Annotated in this window: 18 protein-coding genes and 1 tRNA gene; 14 read left to right on the top strand and 5 right to left on the bottom strand. The window is 66.8% G+C overall.

Features of this window, described 5'->3' with window-relative positions:
* Window positions 1-21 precede the first annotated feature (21 nt).
* From F790_RS0107210 to F790_RS0107190, 5 genes are all read left to right on the top strand, one after another.
* Complete coding sequence (locus F790_RS0107210; RefSeq protein ID WP_018869409.1) at window positions 22-456, top strand: hypothetical protein; 435 nt, start codon at window positions 22-24, stop codon at window positions 454-456.
* An 18-nt stretch (window positions 457-474) separates the two neighbouring features.
* Entirely contained in the window at window positions 475-891 is a 417-nt protein-coding gene (locus F790_RS0107205) for a curli assembly protein CsgF (protein WP_018869410.1), read from the top strand.
* An 18-nt stretch (window positions 892-909) separates the two neighbouring features.
* Entirely contained in the window at window positions 910-1,758 is an 849-nt protein-coding gene (locus F790_RS0107200; protein WP_232199256.1) for a CsgG/HfaB family protein, read from the top strand.
* A gap of 275 nt (window positions 1,759-2,033) precedes the next feature.
* Window positions 2,034-2,777 carry a hypothetical protein gene (locus tag F790_RS0107195; protein WP_019591229.1) on the top strand — a complete coding sequence of 248 codons (744 nt, stop codon included), beginning with the start codon at window positions 2,034-2,036 and terminating at the stop codon, window positions 2,775-2,777.
* Window positions 2,778-2,953: 176 nt separating this feature from the next.
* Window positions 2,954-3,235 carry a hypothetical protein gene (locus F790_RS0107190; protein ID WP_019591228.1) on the top strand — a complete coding sequence of 94 codons (282 nt, stop codon included), beginning with the start codon at window positions 2,954-2,956 and terminating at the stop codon, window positions 3,233-3,235.
* Between the two features lie 104 nt (window positions 3,236-3,339).
* Here F790_RS0107190 and F790_RS0107185 read toward each other — a convergent pair whose 3' ends face one another.
* The 5 genes from F790_RS0107185 to uvrB form a co-directional block, all read right to left on the bottom strand.
* Window positions 3,340-4,092: an S-methyl-5'-thioinosine phosphorylase gene (locus F790_RS0107185; protein WP_019022058.1), complete on the bottom strand. Its 753-nt coding sequence runs from the start codon at window positions 4,090-4,092 to the stop codon at window positions 3,340-3,342.
* 12 nt (window positions 4,093-4,104) lie between these two features.
* Window positions 4,105-4,656, bottom strand: coding sequence for a hypoxanthine-guanine phosphoribosyltransferase (locus F790_RS0107180; RefSeq protein WP_019591227.1), 552 nt, complete (start codon window positions 4,654-4,656; stop codon window positions 4,105-4,107).
* Window positions 4,657-4,787: 131 nt separating this feature from the next.
* Window positions 4,788-5,156 (bottom strand): DsrE/DsrF/DrsH-like family protein, encoded by a 369-nt coding sequence (locus F790_RS0107175; protein ID WP_018869416.1) that lies wholly within the window; start codon window positions 5,154-5,156, stop codon window positions 4,788-4,790.
* 129 nt (window positions 5,157-5,285) lie between these two features.
* A complete protein-coding gene (gene nagZ / locus F790_RS0107170) occupies window positions 5,286-6,329 on the bottom strand; it encodes a beta-N-acetylhexosaminidase (protein WP_019591226.1) in 1,044 nt (347 codons plus the stop codon).
* A 40-nt stretch (window positions 6,330-6,369) separates the two neighbouring features.
* Window positions 6,370-8,451: an excinuclease ABC subunit UvrB gene (gene uvrB / locus F790_RS0107165; RefSeq protein WP_051081896.1), complete on the bottom strand. Its 2,082-nt coding sequence runs from the start codon at window positions 8,449-8,451 to the stop codon at window positions 6,370-6,372.
* 62 nt (window positions 8,452-8,513) lie between these two features.
* Between uvrB and F790_RS0107160 the strand changes: the two genes are divergently transcribed.
* The 9 genes from F790_RS0107160 to F790_RS0107115 all read left to right on the top strand — a co-directional run bounded on the left by F790_RS0107160 (window position 8,514) and on the right by F790_RS0107115 (window position 15,710).
* Window positions 8,514-9,704, top strand: coding sequence for a pyridoxal phosphate-dependent aminotransferase (locus F790_RS0107160; RefSeq protein WP_019591224.1), 1,191 nt, complete (start codon window positions 8,514-8,516; stop codon window positions 9,702-9,704).
* A 36-nt stretch (window positions 9,705-9,740) separates the two neighbouring features.
* Window positions 9,741-9,816 (top strand) — tRNA-Asn (locus F790_RS0107155).
* A gap of 410 nt (window positions 9,817-10,226) precedes the next feature.
* A complete protein-coding gene (locus tag F790_RS0107145; RefSeq protein WP_019591223.1) occupies window positions 10,227-10,757 on the top strand; it encodes a Na+/H+ antiporter subunit E in 531 nt (176 codons plus the stop codon).
* A complete protein-coding gene (locus F790_RS0107140; protein ID WP_019570276.1) occupies window positions 10,750-11,037 on the top strand; it encodes a monovalent cation/H+ antiporter complex subunit F in 288 nt (95 codons plus the stop codon). The genes F790_RS0107145 and F790_RS0107140 overlap by 8 nt, the downstream gene beginning before the upstream one ends.
* Window positions 11,034-11,333, top strand: a complete 300-nt coding sequence (mnhG, locus tag F790_RS0107135; protein WP_019022065.1) for a monovalent cation/H(+) antiporter subunit G — start codon at window positions 11,034-11,036, stop codon at window positions 11,331-11,333. The genes F790_RS0107140 and mnhG overlap by 4 nt, the downstream gene beginning before the upstream one ends.
* Complete coding sequence (locus tag F790_RS0107130) at window positions 11,334-12,278, top strand: hydrogenase subunit MbhD domain-containing protein (protein ID WP_019591222.1); 945 nt, start codon at window positions 11,334-11,336, stop codon at window positions 12,276-12,278.
* Window positions 12,275-12,577, top strand: a complete 303-nt coding sequence (locus F790_RS0107125; protein ID WP_019591221.1) for an NADH-quinone oxidoreductase subunit K — start codon at window positions 12,275-12,277, stop codon at window positions 12,575-12,577. The genes F790_RS0107130 and F790_RS0107125 overlap by 4 nt, the downstream gene beginning before the upstream one ends.
* The gene (locus tag F790_RS0107120; RefSeq protein WP_019591220.1) at window positions 12,574-14,046 is read left to right on the top strand and encodes a complex I subunit 5 family protein; all 1,473 of its coding nucleotides are present in this window, start codon (window positions 12,574-12,576) and stop codon (window positions 14,044-14,046) included. Before F790_RS0107125 ends, F790_RS0107120 begins: the two co-directional genes overlap by 4 nt.
* On the top strand, window positions 14,043-15,710 hold the full coding sequence (locus F790_RS0107115; protein WP_019591219.1) for a proton-conducting transporter membrane subunit: 1,668 nt from the start codon (window positions 14,043-14,045) through the stop codon (window positions 15,708-15,710). Before F790_RS0107120 ends, F790_RS0107115 begins: the two co-directional genes overlap by 4 nt.
* The last annotated feature ends 176 nt before the right edge of the window (window positions 15,711-15,886 follow it).

The raw sequence follows: 15,886 nt of genomic DNA, 5'->3' as shown, positions 1-15,886 counted from the left end.
CACTTCGAGAAGGAGTGTGCCATGAAGCCCGAACGTATCCTGATTCCCCTGGCCCTGGCGGCGGCGTTATTCGCGTCACCGGCGATGGCGGCCGATCTCCACGCCGTGGACGAACTTGCCCCTGCCAGCAGTCTGACACAGAGCGGCAGCCAGGGATCCCTGGCCATGATCGATCAGCGCGGCCGCAACAACCACGCCACCGTCGTGCAGTCCGGGGCCGGCAACGATGCCCGAGTACGCCAGCTGGGGGGCAGCCACGAGGGCACCATTGTGCAGTACGGCGTCGGCCATCAGGCCGGTCTGGATCAGGCCGGCTACGGCAAGCAGGCCTTTCTCCGTCAGACCGGTGTCGGCGGACATCTGCATGTCGACCAGCGCGGAAACGGCAGCGCGTCTCCGGTGCAGGTTCACCAGCATGCCCGCGGGCATGCGCGAGTCCAGGTCATCCAGCACTGACCCGGGAGGAGGACCATCATGCGTGTCACGACGATTTTCGCCGGCGGTCTGCTGCTCGCCTGCGCCGGAGCCGTACAGGCTCAACAACTGATCTACGAGCCCCGCAGCCCGAGTTTCGGCGGCGATCCGCTGAACGGCAGCTTCCTGCTGAACAAGGCGCAGGCTCAGGACACTTACACCGATCCGAATGCACCCGATTTCGGGTCGTTCTCCGAGACGGATTTCTTTCTCCAGGACCTGCGTAATTCGCTGGTCAACGATGCCATTTCCGATGCCGTCGAGGGTGAGGAGGGGCGTTCCAGCCTGATTGAAAGTTCCACCCTGAGGATCCGCATTGACAGTACCGGCCAGGGCGGGTTCGTGATGACCATCCTCGACCGCCGCACCGGCGAGACGACGACCGTGAATCTGGGTCAGGTCAATGGCCAGTTCTGACCACGAAGCGACAAGGAGATGGTCATGAAACAGCTTTCGCGTATCGGCGTCATGCTGGGCGCAGCCCTGATCCTCTCGGGGTGTGCCTCGTTTGCTGCGCAGCCAGGCAACCTGGAGGGGACCGAGGCGACCCTGATGCCCCGGGCCGGAACCTATTTCGATCTCCTGGAATTGCCCCGACCAGCGGCTCCCGTGGACGCGGCTGTCTACGACTTCCGCGACCAGACCGGCCAGTACCGGCCGGCACCGGCGAGCACGTTTTCCACGGCGGTGACTCAGGGTGGTAGTGCCATGCTCAGTGCGGCCCTGGCCGAATCGGGCTGGTTTCGGCCTCTGGAGCGCGAAGGTCTGCAAAACCTGCTGACCGAACGGCGCATCATTCGCGCCAATCTGGAACGGATCGGCCAGGAAGACAGCCTCGATAACCTGCGTGCCGCGCGAATCGTGTTCGAGGGCGGGATCATTGCCTACGATTCCAACCTGCGCACCGGGGGTGCCGGTCTTGAATATTACGGTGTGGGGGCGTCCGGTGAGTTCAAGTCGGATCAGGTCACGGTGAACCTGCGGGCCGTGGACGTAGCCACCGGTGATGTCCTCCTGAATGTCAATGCCAGCAAGACGATCTACTCTCAGGAGATCCGTGCCGGGGTTTTCCGGTTCATTGATTTTCGCCGATTGCTGGACGCCGAAATCGGGTATACCCGCAACGAGCCGGTACAGCTGGCTGTGATGTCGGCCATCGAGTCCGCGGTCCTCCATCTGATTACGCAGGGCGTGGACAAGGGCCTGTGGAATGTTGATGATCCGACGGACGTGGAGCACCCCGTGTTTCAGGCTTACCGCTCGCACCAGGTTCCCATAATGTAAAAGAAGGGTCGGGTAAAAGAAGGTTGGATCGAGAGCAGGGCGGGCCTCTTACGGGGGGGGGGTCCGCTTTTTTGATTCAGGTGCATGAAGAAAGTACTAAAAAGTTCACCTCCACAATCATCCATCCGGCTGATTCCCGGGGGTTATAGGGGCGTGCAGAATTCAGGGTGAAGGCGGAAAGAAACGCTTCCACCTTCAGGGGATTCCTCCCAGTGATGGGGGACCCGATGACTCAACTGCGTGTTCCTAACTCAACCCTCAGGGGGGTAGTCATTATGAAACTCAAATATTCCATGATTGCGATCGCGATGGGCGCTCTGTTTTCCGGTTCCGCCATGGCGGCCAACAACGATTCCACGATTGACCAGGCGGGCATGTTCAACAATGCCGACGTTTCTCAGATCGGATATTCCAACATGTCCGACATTGACCAGGAAGGCATGAAGAACAGTGCCAGCGCCTTCCAGAAAGGCTGGGGCAACCGTGCCACCCAGGAGCAGACCGGTATCCGCAACTCCAGCGATGTCCGTCAGGAGGGTGTCAAGAACCGTGCGGACGTCGAACAGGACGGTTACCGTCTGTCTTCCGAGGTGGATCAGCGTGGCAACTATAACCGCGCCGATGTCTCGCAGTCCGGCCAGAAGAACCATTCGGAAGTGACTCAGCGTGGCAACCTCAACAAGGCCAACGTCGAGCAGTCCGGGCGCTTCAATCAGTCGGACATCTCCCAGCACGGAGAATGGAACCGTGCGGACACCTACCAGAGCGGCTTGGGTAACCGGGCCAAGGTGTCGCAGAACGGAACCAAGAATTTCTCCGATATCGAACAGACCGGCTACAACGACCGGGCCAACGTGAAGCAGACCGGCTTGGGCCATCGCTCCTACGTGACCCAGACGCTGGGCGGCTGGGGCAGCATTGCCAGCAACCACGCGACCGTTCAGCAGGTCGGTCATAGCAACGTGTCGACGGTCAACCAGGCGGGTGGCGGTAACATGGCCAACGTCTTCCAGAACTGATCGAAGAACGGACTTGTCCGGCCCCGGTTTCTCGGGGTCGGATTTTTCCTTCCCGCAAGGGGTGGTGGTTCATGAATCGATGCCGGGTGTTACGGGTCCCGCGGAATGGAGGCGCTGGCGGGTGGAAGGCCGGATTGGCGGCCGCAACGTTGCTGATAACTGGGGGCGTCAGTGCCATGGGCACAACAACCGATACCCGGATCGCGCTGAGTGCGCAGGGTCCGGAAGGCACCGGATATTCCATCGAGTGCGCGGTCATGGAAGACGCCGAGCTGCATCAGATGGAGTTCGAGGGCGAAGTCCCGCTGACCATTGAATTCAAGGGCGATTCCGTCGACTGCCGCGTCGTGCAGACCCACGGCAACGGGGTGCTCGAGATCATGCTGAAGAAGAACGGCAACGTGACACGCTCACGCAGCCAGGGACCCAACAGCACGATGAATATCCGGATACGCTGACGATGGGAGATGATCCACGACGTCGCATAATGGAGATTATGTTAAATTAGGTAATGGACCTGGAAAGGCCCTGGATTGCAGGCCTCTCCTTCACTCACTTCCACTCACTTCAGGGTTGCGATGACCCGGGCCAGGAGCTGCTTGACCTGCTCCATGCCGGTTTCCAGATTACGGCCGATTTCGTCCATCGTGATCTCGCCGCCGCTGCGCCCTGCGGCACGGTTGGCAATCACCGCACACGCTGCATAGCTCAGGCCCAGCTCCCGCGCCAGGGCCGTTTCCGGCATGCCGGTCATGCCCACCAGGTCGCAGCCGTCGCGCTCCATGCGATCGATCTCCGCGGCGGTTTCCAGGCGCGGACCCTGGGTGGCGCCATAGGTCCCCTGTTCGCAGATTTGCAGGTCCAGTTCACGGGCCGCCTCCAGGAGCCTCCGGCGCACTTCGGGACAGTACGGCCAGGTCATGTCCACGTGGGTCACTTCATCGAGATGGCCACCTTCGAAATAAGTGTTCGCACGCGACCAGGTGTAATCGATGATCTGGTCCGGAATCGCGAGTCGCCCGGGCTGCATGCACTCGCTGATGCCGCCGACCGCGGCCACCGCGATCGCCGTCTCCACGCCCGTGTTATGCAGCGCCCAGATGTTGGCGCGATAGTTCACCTGGTGCGGCGGGATGGTGTGTCGCGCCCCGTGGCGCGGGAGAAAGACCGTTTCGATGCCGTTCAGCCGCCCGAACACCAGGGGTCCGGAGGGTTCGCCGTACGGCGTATGCATGACCCGGCGGTGGGTGATCTCCAGGTCCTTCAGTCGGGTCAGTCCGGTGCCGCCAATGATGGCCAGTCGGGGTGCGGTCATGGCACGCGTCCTTCAGTGATCGGCCACGGCAAAGATGCCGGGCGCGTTGCGCAGGTAATCCTGATAATCCATGCCGTAACCGAACAGATACCGGTTCGGTGCTTCCAGTGCGGCATGGTCGACGGTGATCGAGGGGTCCCGCTCGGGGTTGGTCTTGTCCACCAGCACGATGGTCACCACGCGACGGGCGCCCTGCTCCTGGCAGAAGCTCTGGATACCGGCCAGGGTGATGCCGCCGTCGAGGATGTCGTCGACGATGACGACGGTGCGTCCCTGCATGGACTGGTGCGGGAGGGACAGCCAGTGCAGTTGTTCTTCGCCGCGGGTGGCCCCGCGATAGCGGGTGGCGTGCAGGTAGTCCACCTGCATCGGGAAGGACCAGCGTGTGAGCAGGCCGCCCAGCAGCACGACCCCGCCGTTCATCACGCCCAGCACCAGCGGATTCTCGTCCGCCAGTTCCCTTGCGGTGCGTTCGGCCAGGCGGTCAATGGCGGTTTCCACCGCGTCGCGGCTGTAGAGGCAGTCGGCGTCGCGCAGCGTGGCTCGTGCCTGTTCGGGATTCATGCGGGCCCCCGGGGTTCATCTGGGGCCGGGGCTGTGAGCCCGGCCTGGCGGCGCGGCGAATGCCCCGCCCCGAAACAGAACCGGCCGGCACAGGGGCCGGCCGGTCGTTCGACGGATTCCGTCGCTTCGCCTCAGTAGGTGAAGGTGACGGTGTCGTCGTCCATCGCCTCGGAGATCACGTAGGCACCGCCCACGGTCTCGTCCACTTCGTCGATCAGGTCGTTGCCCCACAGGTCCAGCGTCGGGGTGCAGACCTTCATCACGACGCCGGCTTCGTGGGCATCCTTGATGAAGTCGTAGACGCTCTTGCTGCTGCCTTCCTGCACGAACAGGTTTTCCGCCACGCCCTTCTTGGCCAGTTCACCGGCCCGGCCGGTCATCACGACTTCGACGTCGTATTCCATGGCGGCGGCCACGGTCGCCTGGAAAAACGGGGCGCCGAGTTCGGACGGATTGTTCGGGTCGGTGTTGACCATGACGATCATGAGCTTATCGGCCATGACGATTCTCCATCATTGTGGGATTGGTTAACTATATTATTAGCAGCTCAGTGTCGAACCGGTGGCGCATTATAGGCGGGTCGGAAGCGCGGCGCCAACGCTGCTTGCGGCATGGGGTTGCGAAGGGGGTCATGCCCCGCCACTGCCCGCCTTCAGCCAGGCATGCAACTGGGCCTGCAATGCCGTGCGATGTTGCACATCGTCCGCCACCGCGCGTGCGTGCATGCGCCGGAGGCGAGCCCGGGTATCGGCGTCCTGGCGGTGGTCGGCGAGGTGATCGAGGATGACGTCCGCCTCGTCCGGCCGATTGCAGATCAGGATCATGTCGCAGCCGGCCTCCAGCGCCGCGTCGGCCCGCTCCGCGGGCGAACCCATCTGTTCGGCACCGGCCATGGCCAGGTCGTCGGAAAAGATCGCGCCCTGAAAACCGATCCGGCCGCGCAGGATGTCCTGCAGCCAGGTGCGCGAGAACCCGGCCGGTCGGTCGTCCACCGCGGGATACACCACGTGGGCCGGCATCATGCCCTCGAGGTTGCCGGCCAGCGGCCGGAACGCCTCGATGTCGCTGGCCTCCATCTCGGCCAGCGGGCGCGGGTCCTCCGGCACCGCGACATGCGAATCGGCGGCCACCGCGCCGTGTCCGGGAAAGTGCTTGCCCACCGAGGCCATGCCGGCCACCGTCAGGCCACGTACGAACGCAAGTCCCAGATCGGCGATCACCGCGGGATCGTAATGGAACGCCCGATCCCCGATCACCTCGCTGATCTCGAGATCGCGGTCGAGGACCGGCGCGAAACTGAAGTCGACCCCCACCGCCTGCAGCTCCAGCGCCAGCAGCTCGCCCGCCCCGCGCGCCAGCTCGCGTGCCCGCGCCGGCACCTGATCGTGCAGGTGGCCGAGACTGCGCATCGGCGGGAAGCGGGTGAAGCCCTCGCGCAGACGCTGCACCCGCCCTCCTTCCTGGTCCACCGCGATCAGCAGTTCCGGGCGCAGGCGGCGCATGTCTGCGGTCAGGGCTTCGACCTGTTCCGGGCCGTGTACGTTGCGGTCGAACAGGATCACCCCGCCGGTCGCGGGGTGCTGCAGGCGTTCGCGGTCTTCCGCCTTCAGTTCGGGGCCGGACACGTCGAGCATGACCGGACCGGGCGGACGGGGATCGGGCTGATAACGCATGAAGGGGGCAGTCCCTTGTCAGACGGGTGTCAGAGGCGCGTCAGGATAGCGAAGCCTCGGGCAGAAAGGCGAGCGCCTTGAGCTTCTCGATACGGTCGCGCAGACGCGCCGCCTCCTCGAATTCCAGGTCGCGCGCTTTCTGGAACATCTCCTGTTCCAGGCGCTCGATCTCGCGCGCCGCATTCTGTGGCGCGTCGACGTAGTCGGCGGCCTCCTCGGCCACCTTCTTGTCCGCGCCCTTGCGCTCACCGGACTTGCGCCGGGTGCCGGGCGCGGCCTGCCCGGCCTCGAGGATGTCCGCCACGCTTTTGTGGATGCCCTCGGGGGTGATCCCGTGGGCCTCGTTGTGCTCGATCTGGCGGGCGCGGCGACGTTCGGTCTCGTCGATCGCGCGGCGCATCGAGCCGGTGATGGTGTCCGCGTACAGGATGGCCTTGCCGCGCACGTTGCGCGCCGCGCGGCCGATCGTCTGGATCAGCGAGCGGTCGGAACGCAGGAAGCCCTCCTTGTCGGCGTCGAAGATCGCCACCAGCGAGACCTCGGGCATGTCCAGGCCCTCGCGCAGCAGGTTGATCCCCACCAGCACGTCGAATTCGCCCAGACGCAGGTCGCGGATGATCTCCATGCGCTCGACCGTGTCGATGTCCGAGTGCAGGTAGCGCACCCGCACGCCGTGCTCCGACAGGTAGTCGGTCAGGTCCTCGGCCATGCGCTTGGTCAGCGTGGTGATCAGGGTCCGTTCGTCGCGCTCCACCCGGTCGCGGATCTCGGACAGGCAGTCGTCCACCTGGGAAGCCACCGGACGCACCTCCAGTTCCGGGTCCAGCAGCCCGGTGGGCCGCACCACCTGGTCGATGATGGCACCGGCATGTTCGCGCTCGTACGGCCCCGGCGTCGCCGAGACGTGGATGGTCTGCGGCATCAGCTGTTCGAATTCCTCGAAGCGCATAGGGCGGTTGTCCAGCGCCGACGGCAGGCGGAAGCCGTACTCCACCAGGGTCTCCTTGCGCGAACGGTCGCCCTTGAACATCCCGCCCACCTGCGGCACGGACACGTGAGACTCGTCGATCACCAGCAACGCATCCTCCGGCAGGTAGTCGAAAAACGTCGGCGGCGGTTCGCCCGGCGCACGTCCGGAAAGATAGCGCGAGTAGTTTTCAATCCCGTTGCAGTAGCCGATCTCCAGGATCATCTCCAGATCGAACTGGGTGCGCTGCTCCAGCCGCTGCGCCTCCACCAGGCGGTTCTCCTGGCGCAGGAAGTCCAGCCGTTCCTTCAGCTCGTCGCGGATCTGGTCCACCGCCTCCAGCAGGGTCTCGCGCGGGGTTACGTAGTGGGTCTTGGGATAGATCGTCAGGCGCGGCACCGTGTTCAGCACCTCGCCGGTCAGCGGGTCGAAATACGACAGCCGCTCGATCTCGTCGTCGAACAGCTCGACGCGCACCGCCTCCCGCTCGGATTCCGCCGGATGGATGTCGATCACCTCGCCGCGCACCCGGTAGGTCGCGCGGCGCAGCTCGGTATCGTTGCGGGTGTACTGCAGCTCCGCCAGGCGGCGCAGCAGATCGCGCTGGTCGATGCGCTCGCCACGCTTGAGGTGCAGCACCATCGACAGATACTTGCGCGGATCGCCCAGACCGTAGATCGCCGAGACCGAAGCGACGATGATCGCATCGCGCCGCTCCAGCAGTGCACGCGTGGCCGAAAGGCGCATCTGCTCGATATGGTCGTTGATCGACGCGTCCTTCTCGATATACGTATCCGAGGACGGGACATAGGCCTCCGGCTGGTAGTAGTCGTAATACGAAACGAAATACTCCACCGCGTTATTGGGGAAGAACTCCTTGAACTCGCCGTAGAGCTGCGCGGCCAGCGTCTTGTTGGGCGCCAGCACGATGGTCGGGCGCTGCAGGTTCTCCACCACGTTGGCGATGGTGAAGGTCTTGCCCGAACCCGTCACACCCAGCAGGACCTGGTGCGCAAGGCCGTCCTCGATGCCCCGGGTCAGTTCGCGAATGGCCTGGGGCTGGTCCCCCGCCGGCTGGTATTTCGACACCACCCGGAACGTTCCGTCTTCATGTTCCGCCAACCGCTTATCCTCCGCGTCTGATTTCAGTATCATTTCGGGCCGCGAGCCGGCCGGCCACTCCGCCTGCTCGACCCCATCCACATCGAGGCAGTCCCTTGGAAATCCAGCTATCCGACCGCGTGCAGAGCATCCAGCCCTCCCCCACCCTGGCCGTGACGGCCCTGGCCGCCCGGCTGCGCGCCGAAGGCCGCGACATCGTGGGGCTGGGGGCCGGCGAGCCGGACTTCGATACGCCGGAGCATATCAAGCAGGCGGCGATTGATGCGCTTGCCCGCGGTGAGACCAAGTACACCGCGGTCGACGGCACGGCCGGTCTGAAGGACGCCATCATCCGCAAGTTTGAACGTGATAACGAGCTCACGTTCACTCCCGGCCAGATCCTGGTTTCCTCCGGCGGCAAGCAGAGCATCTTCAATCTGTGCCAGGCCCTGCTCAACCCGGGTGACGAAGTGATCGTGCCGGCCCCTTACTGGGTCTCCTACCCCGACATCGCGATGCTGGCCGGCGCGCGGCCCGTCATCGTGAGCGCCTCGCAGGAACAGGGCTTCAAGCTCCGCCCCGAGGCCCTCGAAGAGGCCATCAGCGAACGCACCCGGCTGATCTTCCTCAACAGCCCCTCCAACCCCACCGGCGCCGCCTACTCGCGTGGCGAACTGGAGGCCCTCGCCGAGGTGCTGCGGCGTCATCCGCAGATCGTCATCGCCACTGACGACATGTACGAACACATCCGTTTCGGCGAAACCGAGTTCGTGAACATCGTCAACGCAGCCCCCGACCTGCTGGAGCGCACTGTTGTCCTCAATGGCGTGTCCAAGGCCTACGCCATGACCGGCTGGCGCATCGGCTACGCCGGGGGGCCGGCCGACCTGATCGGCGCGATGAAGAAGATCCAGTCGCAGAGCACCTCCAACCCCACATCCATCGCCCAGGCAGCCGCCGAAGCCGCCCTCAACGGCGACCAGACCTGCGTGCGCCAGATGTGTTCGGCGTTCGCCCAGCGTGCGCGGCACGTGGTGGACGGCCTCAACGCCATCGACGGCATCGAATGCCGCATGCCCGACGGGACCTTCTACTGCTTCCCGCGGGTCACCGGCCTGATGGAACGTGCCGGGGTCGACAGCGACGTAGCTCTGGGTGAGCGGCTGCTGGACGAGGCCGGCGTGGCGCTGGTTCCGGGCAGCGCGTTCGGCGCCCCGGGGCATCTGCGCGTGTCTTTCGCCACCAGCCTGGAGATGCTGGACAAGGCACTGGAACGCCTGCGCGAGTTCGCTTCCCGAAACGCTTGACGGACCCCGGATCGGGCTATACGATACGCGGCTAATTCCCCGGTAGCTCAGTCGGTAGAGCGGGTGACTGTTAATCACTAGGTCGGCGGTTCGAGCCCGTCCCGGGGAGCCAGATAAAATAACGACTCAGGCCAGCCTTCGGGTTGGCCTTTTTCGTTTGTGTACCCGGATTTGTACCACTTCGCGAGTCGTGTACAGGAGCGTGTACCAACGGTCGCTCTGCGGGTTACCAACGCCATCGCGGACACGGACGATGTTCCGAGCCCAAAAAAACCGCCGTAGCGGGGACGAAGGGTATCGGCGTTGGTGTGGTTCCAATGGGTCAATTCCAGGTTGACTCGCTGGTCTTGTCCCGCAGCGCGAACCCCACGCCCTGCATCCGCCCGAGCACCACGATATCGACCCCGATTCCACCCCGCCACGACCGGGCCACCAGGGCATGATGGTCTCCGCCCGCTGGCACGATGCGGCCCGGGTGGGGGAAACTGTCGGGCACTGGCGACTGTGGTGCGGGGATGAAGCATGGACGGATCCGGCGGCGGGCTGCGGGAAAACCGTGCGGGATGGGCCCGGGCGCGCTGGTCCGGCCCGGTGCTGCGCGTGGCGGCCTACGCCGGGATCTGGTGGATCCTGACCGAAGGCGACCCGGGCGCCTGGTGGTGGGGCCTTCCGGCGATCCTGGCGGCAGCGTGGTTCAATCCCTTCGCGCCGGGATGGACGGGTGGCTGGCGTATCCGCGGGATTATCACCTTCGTGCCGGTGTTTCTGTTCTTTTCGCTGCGCAGCGCGCTGGATGTGGCCTGGCGCGCGGTGCATCCCCGTTGCCCGCTGGAACCGGCCCTGCTGGATTATCCCTGGGCGCTGCCGGCGGGGACCCCGCGCCTGATGTTCGCCAACCTGGTGAATCTGATGCCCGGGACCCTGTGCGTGCGCATCTCGGAACAGGCGATTACGCTGCACGTGCTGGCCCACCCGCGCCGTACTCAGGACACCCTGGAGCGTCTGGAGGGGCATGTGATGAACATGTTTCAGCCGGAATCGCCCAATGACTGACCTGTTCCCGTTCCTGGTGATCCTGCTGATGCTCAACATCGTGGTGGGGCTGATGCGGGTGCTGCGCGGGCCAACGGCCGCCGACCGCATGCTGGCCGCGGAGATGTTCGCGACCTCGGCCATTGCCATCGCGCTGCTGATGGCGGTGCTGACGCAGCGCGAGGCCCTGGTGGATCTGGCGCTGGTGTTCGCGCTGCTGTCGGCGCTGGCGGTGGTCACGTTCGTGAACCGAGCCTGGTCCGGCCGCGCCCGTTCCAGCGACGGGGAGGACCGGCCGTGAGCCTGACGGGCGTGATCGGGGGAATCCTGACGGTGGGCGGTGTGCTGTTCCTGCTGCTGGGCACGCTGGGGCTGCTGCGTTTCCCGGATGTGTATACCCGCCTGCATGCCCAGCCCAAGGCCGACAACATCGGCCTGGGCATGATCTGCCTGGGGCTGGGGGTATATTCGGGGAGTCTTGCAGTGACCCTGAAACTGCTGCTGGTGTGGCTGCTGATGCTGGTCGCCACGGCGGTGGGGGCGGGCCTGATCGCGCGCGCCGCCCTGCGCCGTGGAATCCGCCCGTGGGGGCTGTGAATGGGCGCCCTGGGTCTGGCATTCGACGGGGTTCTGGCCACGGCCCTGCTGTGGACCGCCTGGCAGGCGATCCACGCGGCTGGACTGTTCCGCGCGGTGGTCAGTTTCATGGTGTTCGGGTTGCTGATGGCGCTGGCCTGGGTGCGCCTGGAGGCGCCGGACATCGCTCTGGCCGAGGCGGCGATCGGCGCGGGCATTACCGGTGCGCTGCTGCTGTCCGCGCTGGGGCGGCTGGACTGGGAGTCGGGGCGCGCGTCGGATGTGTGTCTGCGCGGGCGCGACCGGGCGTTCTGGCTGCCGATGGGCCTGTTGCTGCTGGCCGGTCTGGGCGGGGCGGCGTGGCTGCTCCCGGCCCCGGGACTGGGCGAACCGGTGGCCGCGGAACTCGGGCGCTCCGGGGTGGAAAACCCGGTCACCGCGGTCCTGCTCAACTTTCGCGCCTTCGACACCCTGCTGGAGATTGCCATTCTGCTGCTGGGCGTGGTCGTGCTGTGGTCGCTGGGTCCTACTCCCTGGCCTTCTTCGCCCGAACTGGTGTCGCCCGCCCTGCCCGCTCTGGGCCGCGTGCTGTTCCCGGCCTTCGTGCTGGTTTCGGCCTATCTGCTGTGGCGCGGCAGTCATGCGCCCGGGGGTGCCTTCCCGGCAGGTGCGGTGATGGGCGCCGGTGGCGTGCTGATGCTGCTGGCCGGCGCCCGCCCCTGGCTGTCGGGTGATGTCTACGGCCCGTGGCGCTGGGCGCTCGCGCTGGGGATGACCGCGATGCTGGGGGTGGCCTTCGCGGTGATGGTCGGGGGTCACGGGTTCTTCGAGTACCCGGTCGAGCTGGCCGGGCCGCTGATCCTGCTGCTGGAGCTGGCCGCGGGGCTGTCGATCGCGCTGCTGCTGTTTGCGCTGTATCTGGGCGGTGAACCCCCGGCCGACTGGGACACCCGGAGGCCGGCATGATCCTGTATCTGCTGCTGGCCGTCGCGCTGCTGATCATCGGCCTGCACGGGCTGTTCGTCTGTGCGCAGCTGATGCGCAAGATCCTCGCGCTGAATGTCCTGACCACCGCGGTCTTCCTGCTCCTGGTGGCGCTGGCGCATGCCGCCGAGGTGCTGGACCCCGTGCCCCACGCGATGGTGCTGACGGGCATCGTGGTGACGGTGTCCACCACCGCGGTGGCGCTGGGGCTGATGGTCCGCCTGCTGGAACGCCGTGGCGGGCCGGTGAGTGGCCGCGACCGGGAGTCGCGCAACCCGTGAACACCGCGCTGGCCACGGCCTTGGTGGTGGGGCTGCCGCTGATGGCGGCGGCCGTCGCCTTCGCGCATCCGCGCCGGGGCCGCATGGCGACGCTGGGTACCGGACTGCTGCTGTTGCCGGTACTGGCCGTTCTGGTCCTCGAAAACCTGCGCACCGGCCCCTGGCGCCAGGATCTGGGGGGCTGGGCCGCGCCATTGGGAATCGGCTGGCAGATCGATGCCCTCGCCCTGACCCTGCTTGTTCTGACCACTATGGTCGCGCTGGCCGCGGCGATCTATCGCCTTGCCGAGCGCCGTCTGGTGCCGGACAGTCGCCAGAGACGTTATTTCTGGCCGTTGTGGCTGTTCCTGTGGGGCGGGCTCAATGCCTTGTTCCTGTCTGCCGATCTGTTCAATCTCTACGTGATCCTGGAGATGGTGGCCCTCGCCGCGGTGGCGCTGATCGCCGCCGCCGGCGGGCCGGCGCTGGCCGCGGCATGGCGCTACTTCCTCGCAACGCTGCTGGGTTCCACGCTGTATCTTCTGGGTGTCGCCCTGCTCTACGGCCAGTACGGCGCACTGGACATCGCCCTGCTGACCGGCCGGGCCGCGGAGGAACCCGTCACCCTGGCGGCCGCGGTGATGATCACTCTGGGTCTGTTGCTGAAGGGGGCGATCTTCCCGCTGCACTTCTGGCTGCCCCCGGCCCATGGCCGGGCCCATGCGGCGGTCAGTGCGGTGCTTTCCGCTGTGGTGGTGACCGCGGCGTTCTATCTGCTGGTGCGTCTGTGGTTCGGCCCGTTTGGCGGGATGCTTCCGGGGCTGCCGGCACAGCTGCTGGGCCTGCTGGGGGCGGCGGCGGTCATCTGGGGCGGTGTGCTGGCCATGCTCCAGCGCCACCTGAAGATGGTGATCGCGTATTCGACCGTCTCGCAGCTGGGCTTCGGCCTGCTGGTGTTCCCGCTGGCGGCCGCCGGGGCCCTGCCCGGCCAGGCCCATGCGGGCATGCTGATGCTGTTGCTGGCCCACGGCCTGGCCAAGGGCAGCCTGTTCCTGGCGGCGGGCTGCCTGGCGTGGCAATGGGGCAGCGACCATCTGCGCCGCATCGGCCCGCCGATGGCCGGTGGCAGCCTGCTGGCCTGGATCGCGATCGCGCTGGCGGCGGCGAGTCTGGTGGGCCTGCCACCCAGCGGAGGCTTCGTCGCCAAGTGGTGGCTGCTGGAGTCGGCGCTGGCCGCGCGCGCCTGGCCCTGGGCGGCGGTGATCGTGCTCGGGACGTTCATCACCGCCGGATACCTGTGGCGCATCCTGCGGGATCCGTTGCGGTTGGGAAGCGATGACGCGGCCGCGGCGCCCGCGCAGGGGCCACCGCTGCCCATTCCGCTCGCCATGCCCCGGGCCGCACTGCTGCTGGCCCTGGCGGCGATCGCAAGCGGCCTGTTCGCCACGGCGCTGCGCTCGGCCTTTGCGGCCGGGGGGCTGGCCGGATGAACGCCACGCAGCTCGCACTGCCGCTGGTCGTGCTGGCGCCATGGCTGGCCCTGACCGCGCTCGCGCTCCCCGCCCTGCGTCGCCGGGCCACCATCCTGCTGCCGCTGGCGGCCCTGCCGGCGCTCTTGCTGGCCCTGGCAGGCCCCGACCCCGATGCCGGGATCGTGCTGCCCGGGCTGCTGGATCAGGCCCGTCTGGCGCTGGATGGCACGGCCCGCGCCTTTCTGTTGCCCGGCGCCCTGTTGTGGCTGCTCGCCGGGGCGTACGCCCATCGACACCCGCTGACACACCCGCTGCGGTTTGCCGTGTTCTGGCTGCTGACCCTGGCCGGCTACCTGCTGCTGGTGCTGGCGGCGGATCTGCTCACCTTCTATGCCGGCTTCGCGCTGATGACCTTCGCGGCCTACGGTCTGGTCACCCACACCGGCGGCGTGACGGCCCTGCGGGCCGGACGGCTCTACCTCGGCCTGATGCTGATCGGCGAGGTCGCGCTGTTCACGGCGGTGGCCTGGACCACCATGCTCGCCGGTCCGGGGAATTCGCCGGATCTCGTCGGACTGGGTGCGGGCATGGAACCGGCCGCCGCCCTGCTGTTCGCGATCGGCTTCGGCCTGAAGCTGGGCGCGCCGGGGCTGCATGCCTGGCTGCCCCGGGCCCACGCGGTGGCGCCGGTGCCGGCCAGCGCGGTGCTGAGCGGGGTAATGATCAAGGTCGGCGCCCTGGGGGCATGGCGACTGCTGGAAGGCGGTCTTGAGATCCCCGGGCACGGCGCCCTGATCCTGACCGCGCTGGGCCTCACGGGCACCTTTTATGCCGTGGCCGTGGGTCTGCGCCAGTCCGAACCCAAGACCATCCTCGCCTGGTCCAGCGTCAGTCAGATGGGCCTGGTGGTCGCCCTGCTCGGCATGGGCGCGGCCGGGACGTCGCCGGGAGCGCCACCGGCGGCGGTCTGGGCGGGCCTGGCGGTGATGCTCACTCATCACGGCCTGGCCAAGGGGGCGCTGTTCCTCGGGACCGGGCTGCTGGCGACGGCGGCGGATCGCTTCACCCGGAGGACGATACTGCTCGGTCTGGCGCTGGCCGGGGCCGCGCTCGCGGCCGCTCCGCTCTCCGGCGGAGCCCTGGCCAAAGCCGCCCTCACGTCCGGCATGCCCGGCTGGCTGGCGGGCCTGACCGGCACCGCCACCGCCCTGCTGATGCTGCATTTCCTGCGCCGCGCGGCCAGCCGCACCCCGGAGCCAGAACCGGAGCGGTCGACCGGCGGCAATGACCGCCACGGGGGCATGATGGCCGGCATGATGCTCTGGTGGGTGACCCTCGCTGCCGGACTTGTGCTGCCCTGGTGGGTGGCCGATGCTTCCCTGCGCGGATACGCCCTGACCGCATCGGCCATCGGGAACGGTCTCTGGCCGCTTCTACTGGCCGGGGTGCTGGCAGGCGGGGCATGGTGGCTGCGATCCCTGTGGCCCGGGATCGGCGTGGCCCCGGCGCGGCCACCCGCACCCGGCCGAAGCGCCCCGCGCCCCCTGCCCGGCATGGGCCGGCTGGCCCACTGGTGGACCCTGACGGAACGCCAGCTGCATCGCTGGCCGGTCATCGGGCGCGTGGCCACCACCATGATCCTGCTGCTGGCGCTCGCGCTGGCCTTTTCGTCCATCCCATAGCGTCCTCGTCATTGCGAGGAGCCGAAGGCGACGCGGCAATCGGCCGACTTTGCCGGCACGCCGGAACCGGTGGCTCTGGACGGAGATCGCCACGTCGCTTCGCGACTCGCGATGACGGGGCGCGTCATGACTTACGAAGCTCTCGTCCTCGTCATTGCGAGGAGCCGAAGGCGACG

The organism is Thioalkalivibrio sp. ALE20 (assembly GCF_000381405.1).
Classification (GTDB): Bacteria; Pseudomonadota; Gammaproteobacteria; order Ectothiorhodospirales; family Ectothiorhodospiraceae; genus Thioalkalivibrio.
Note: the sequence above shows the minus strand (reverse complement) of the source record. Positions and strands in the feature narration are given on the sequence as shown.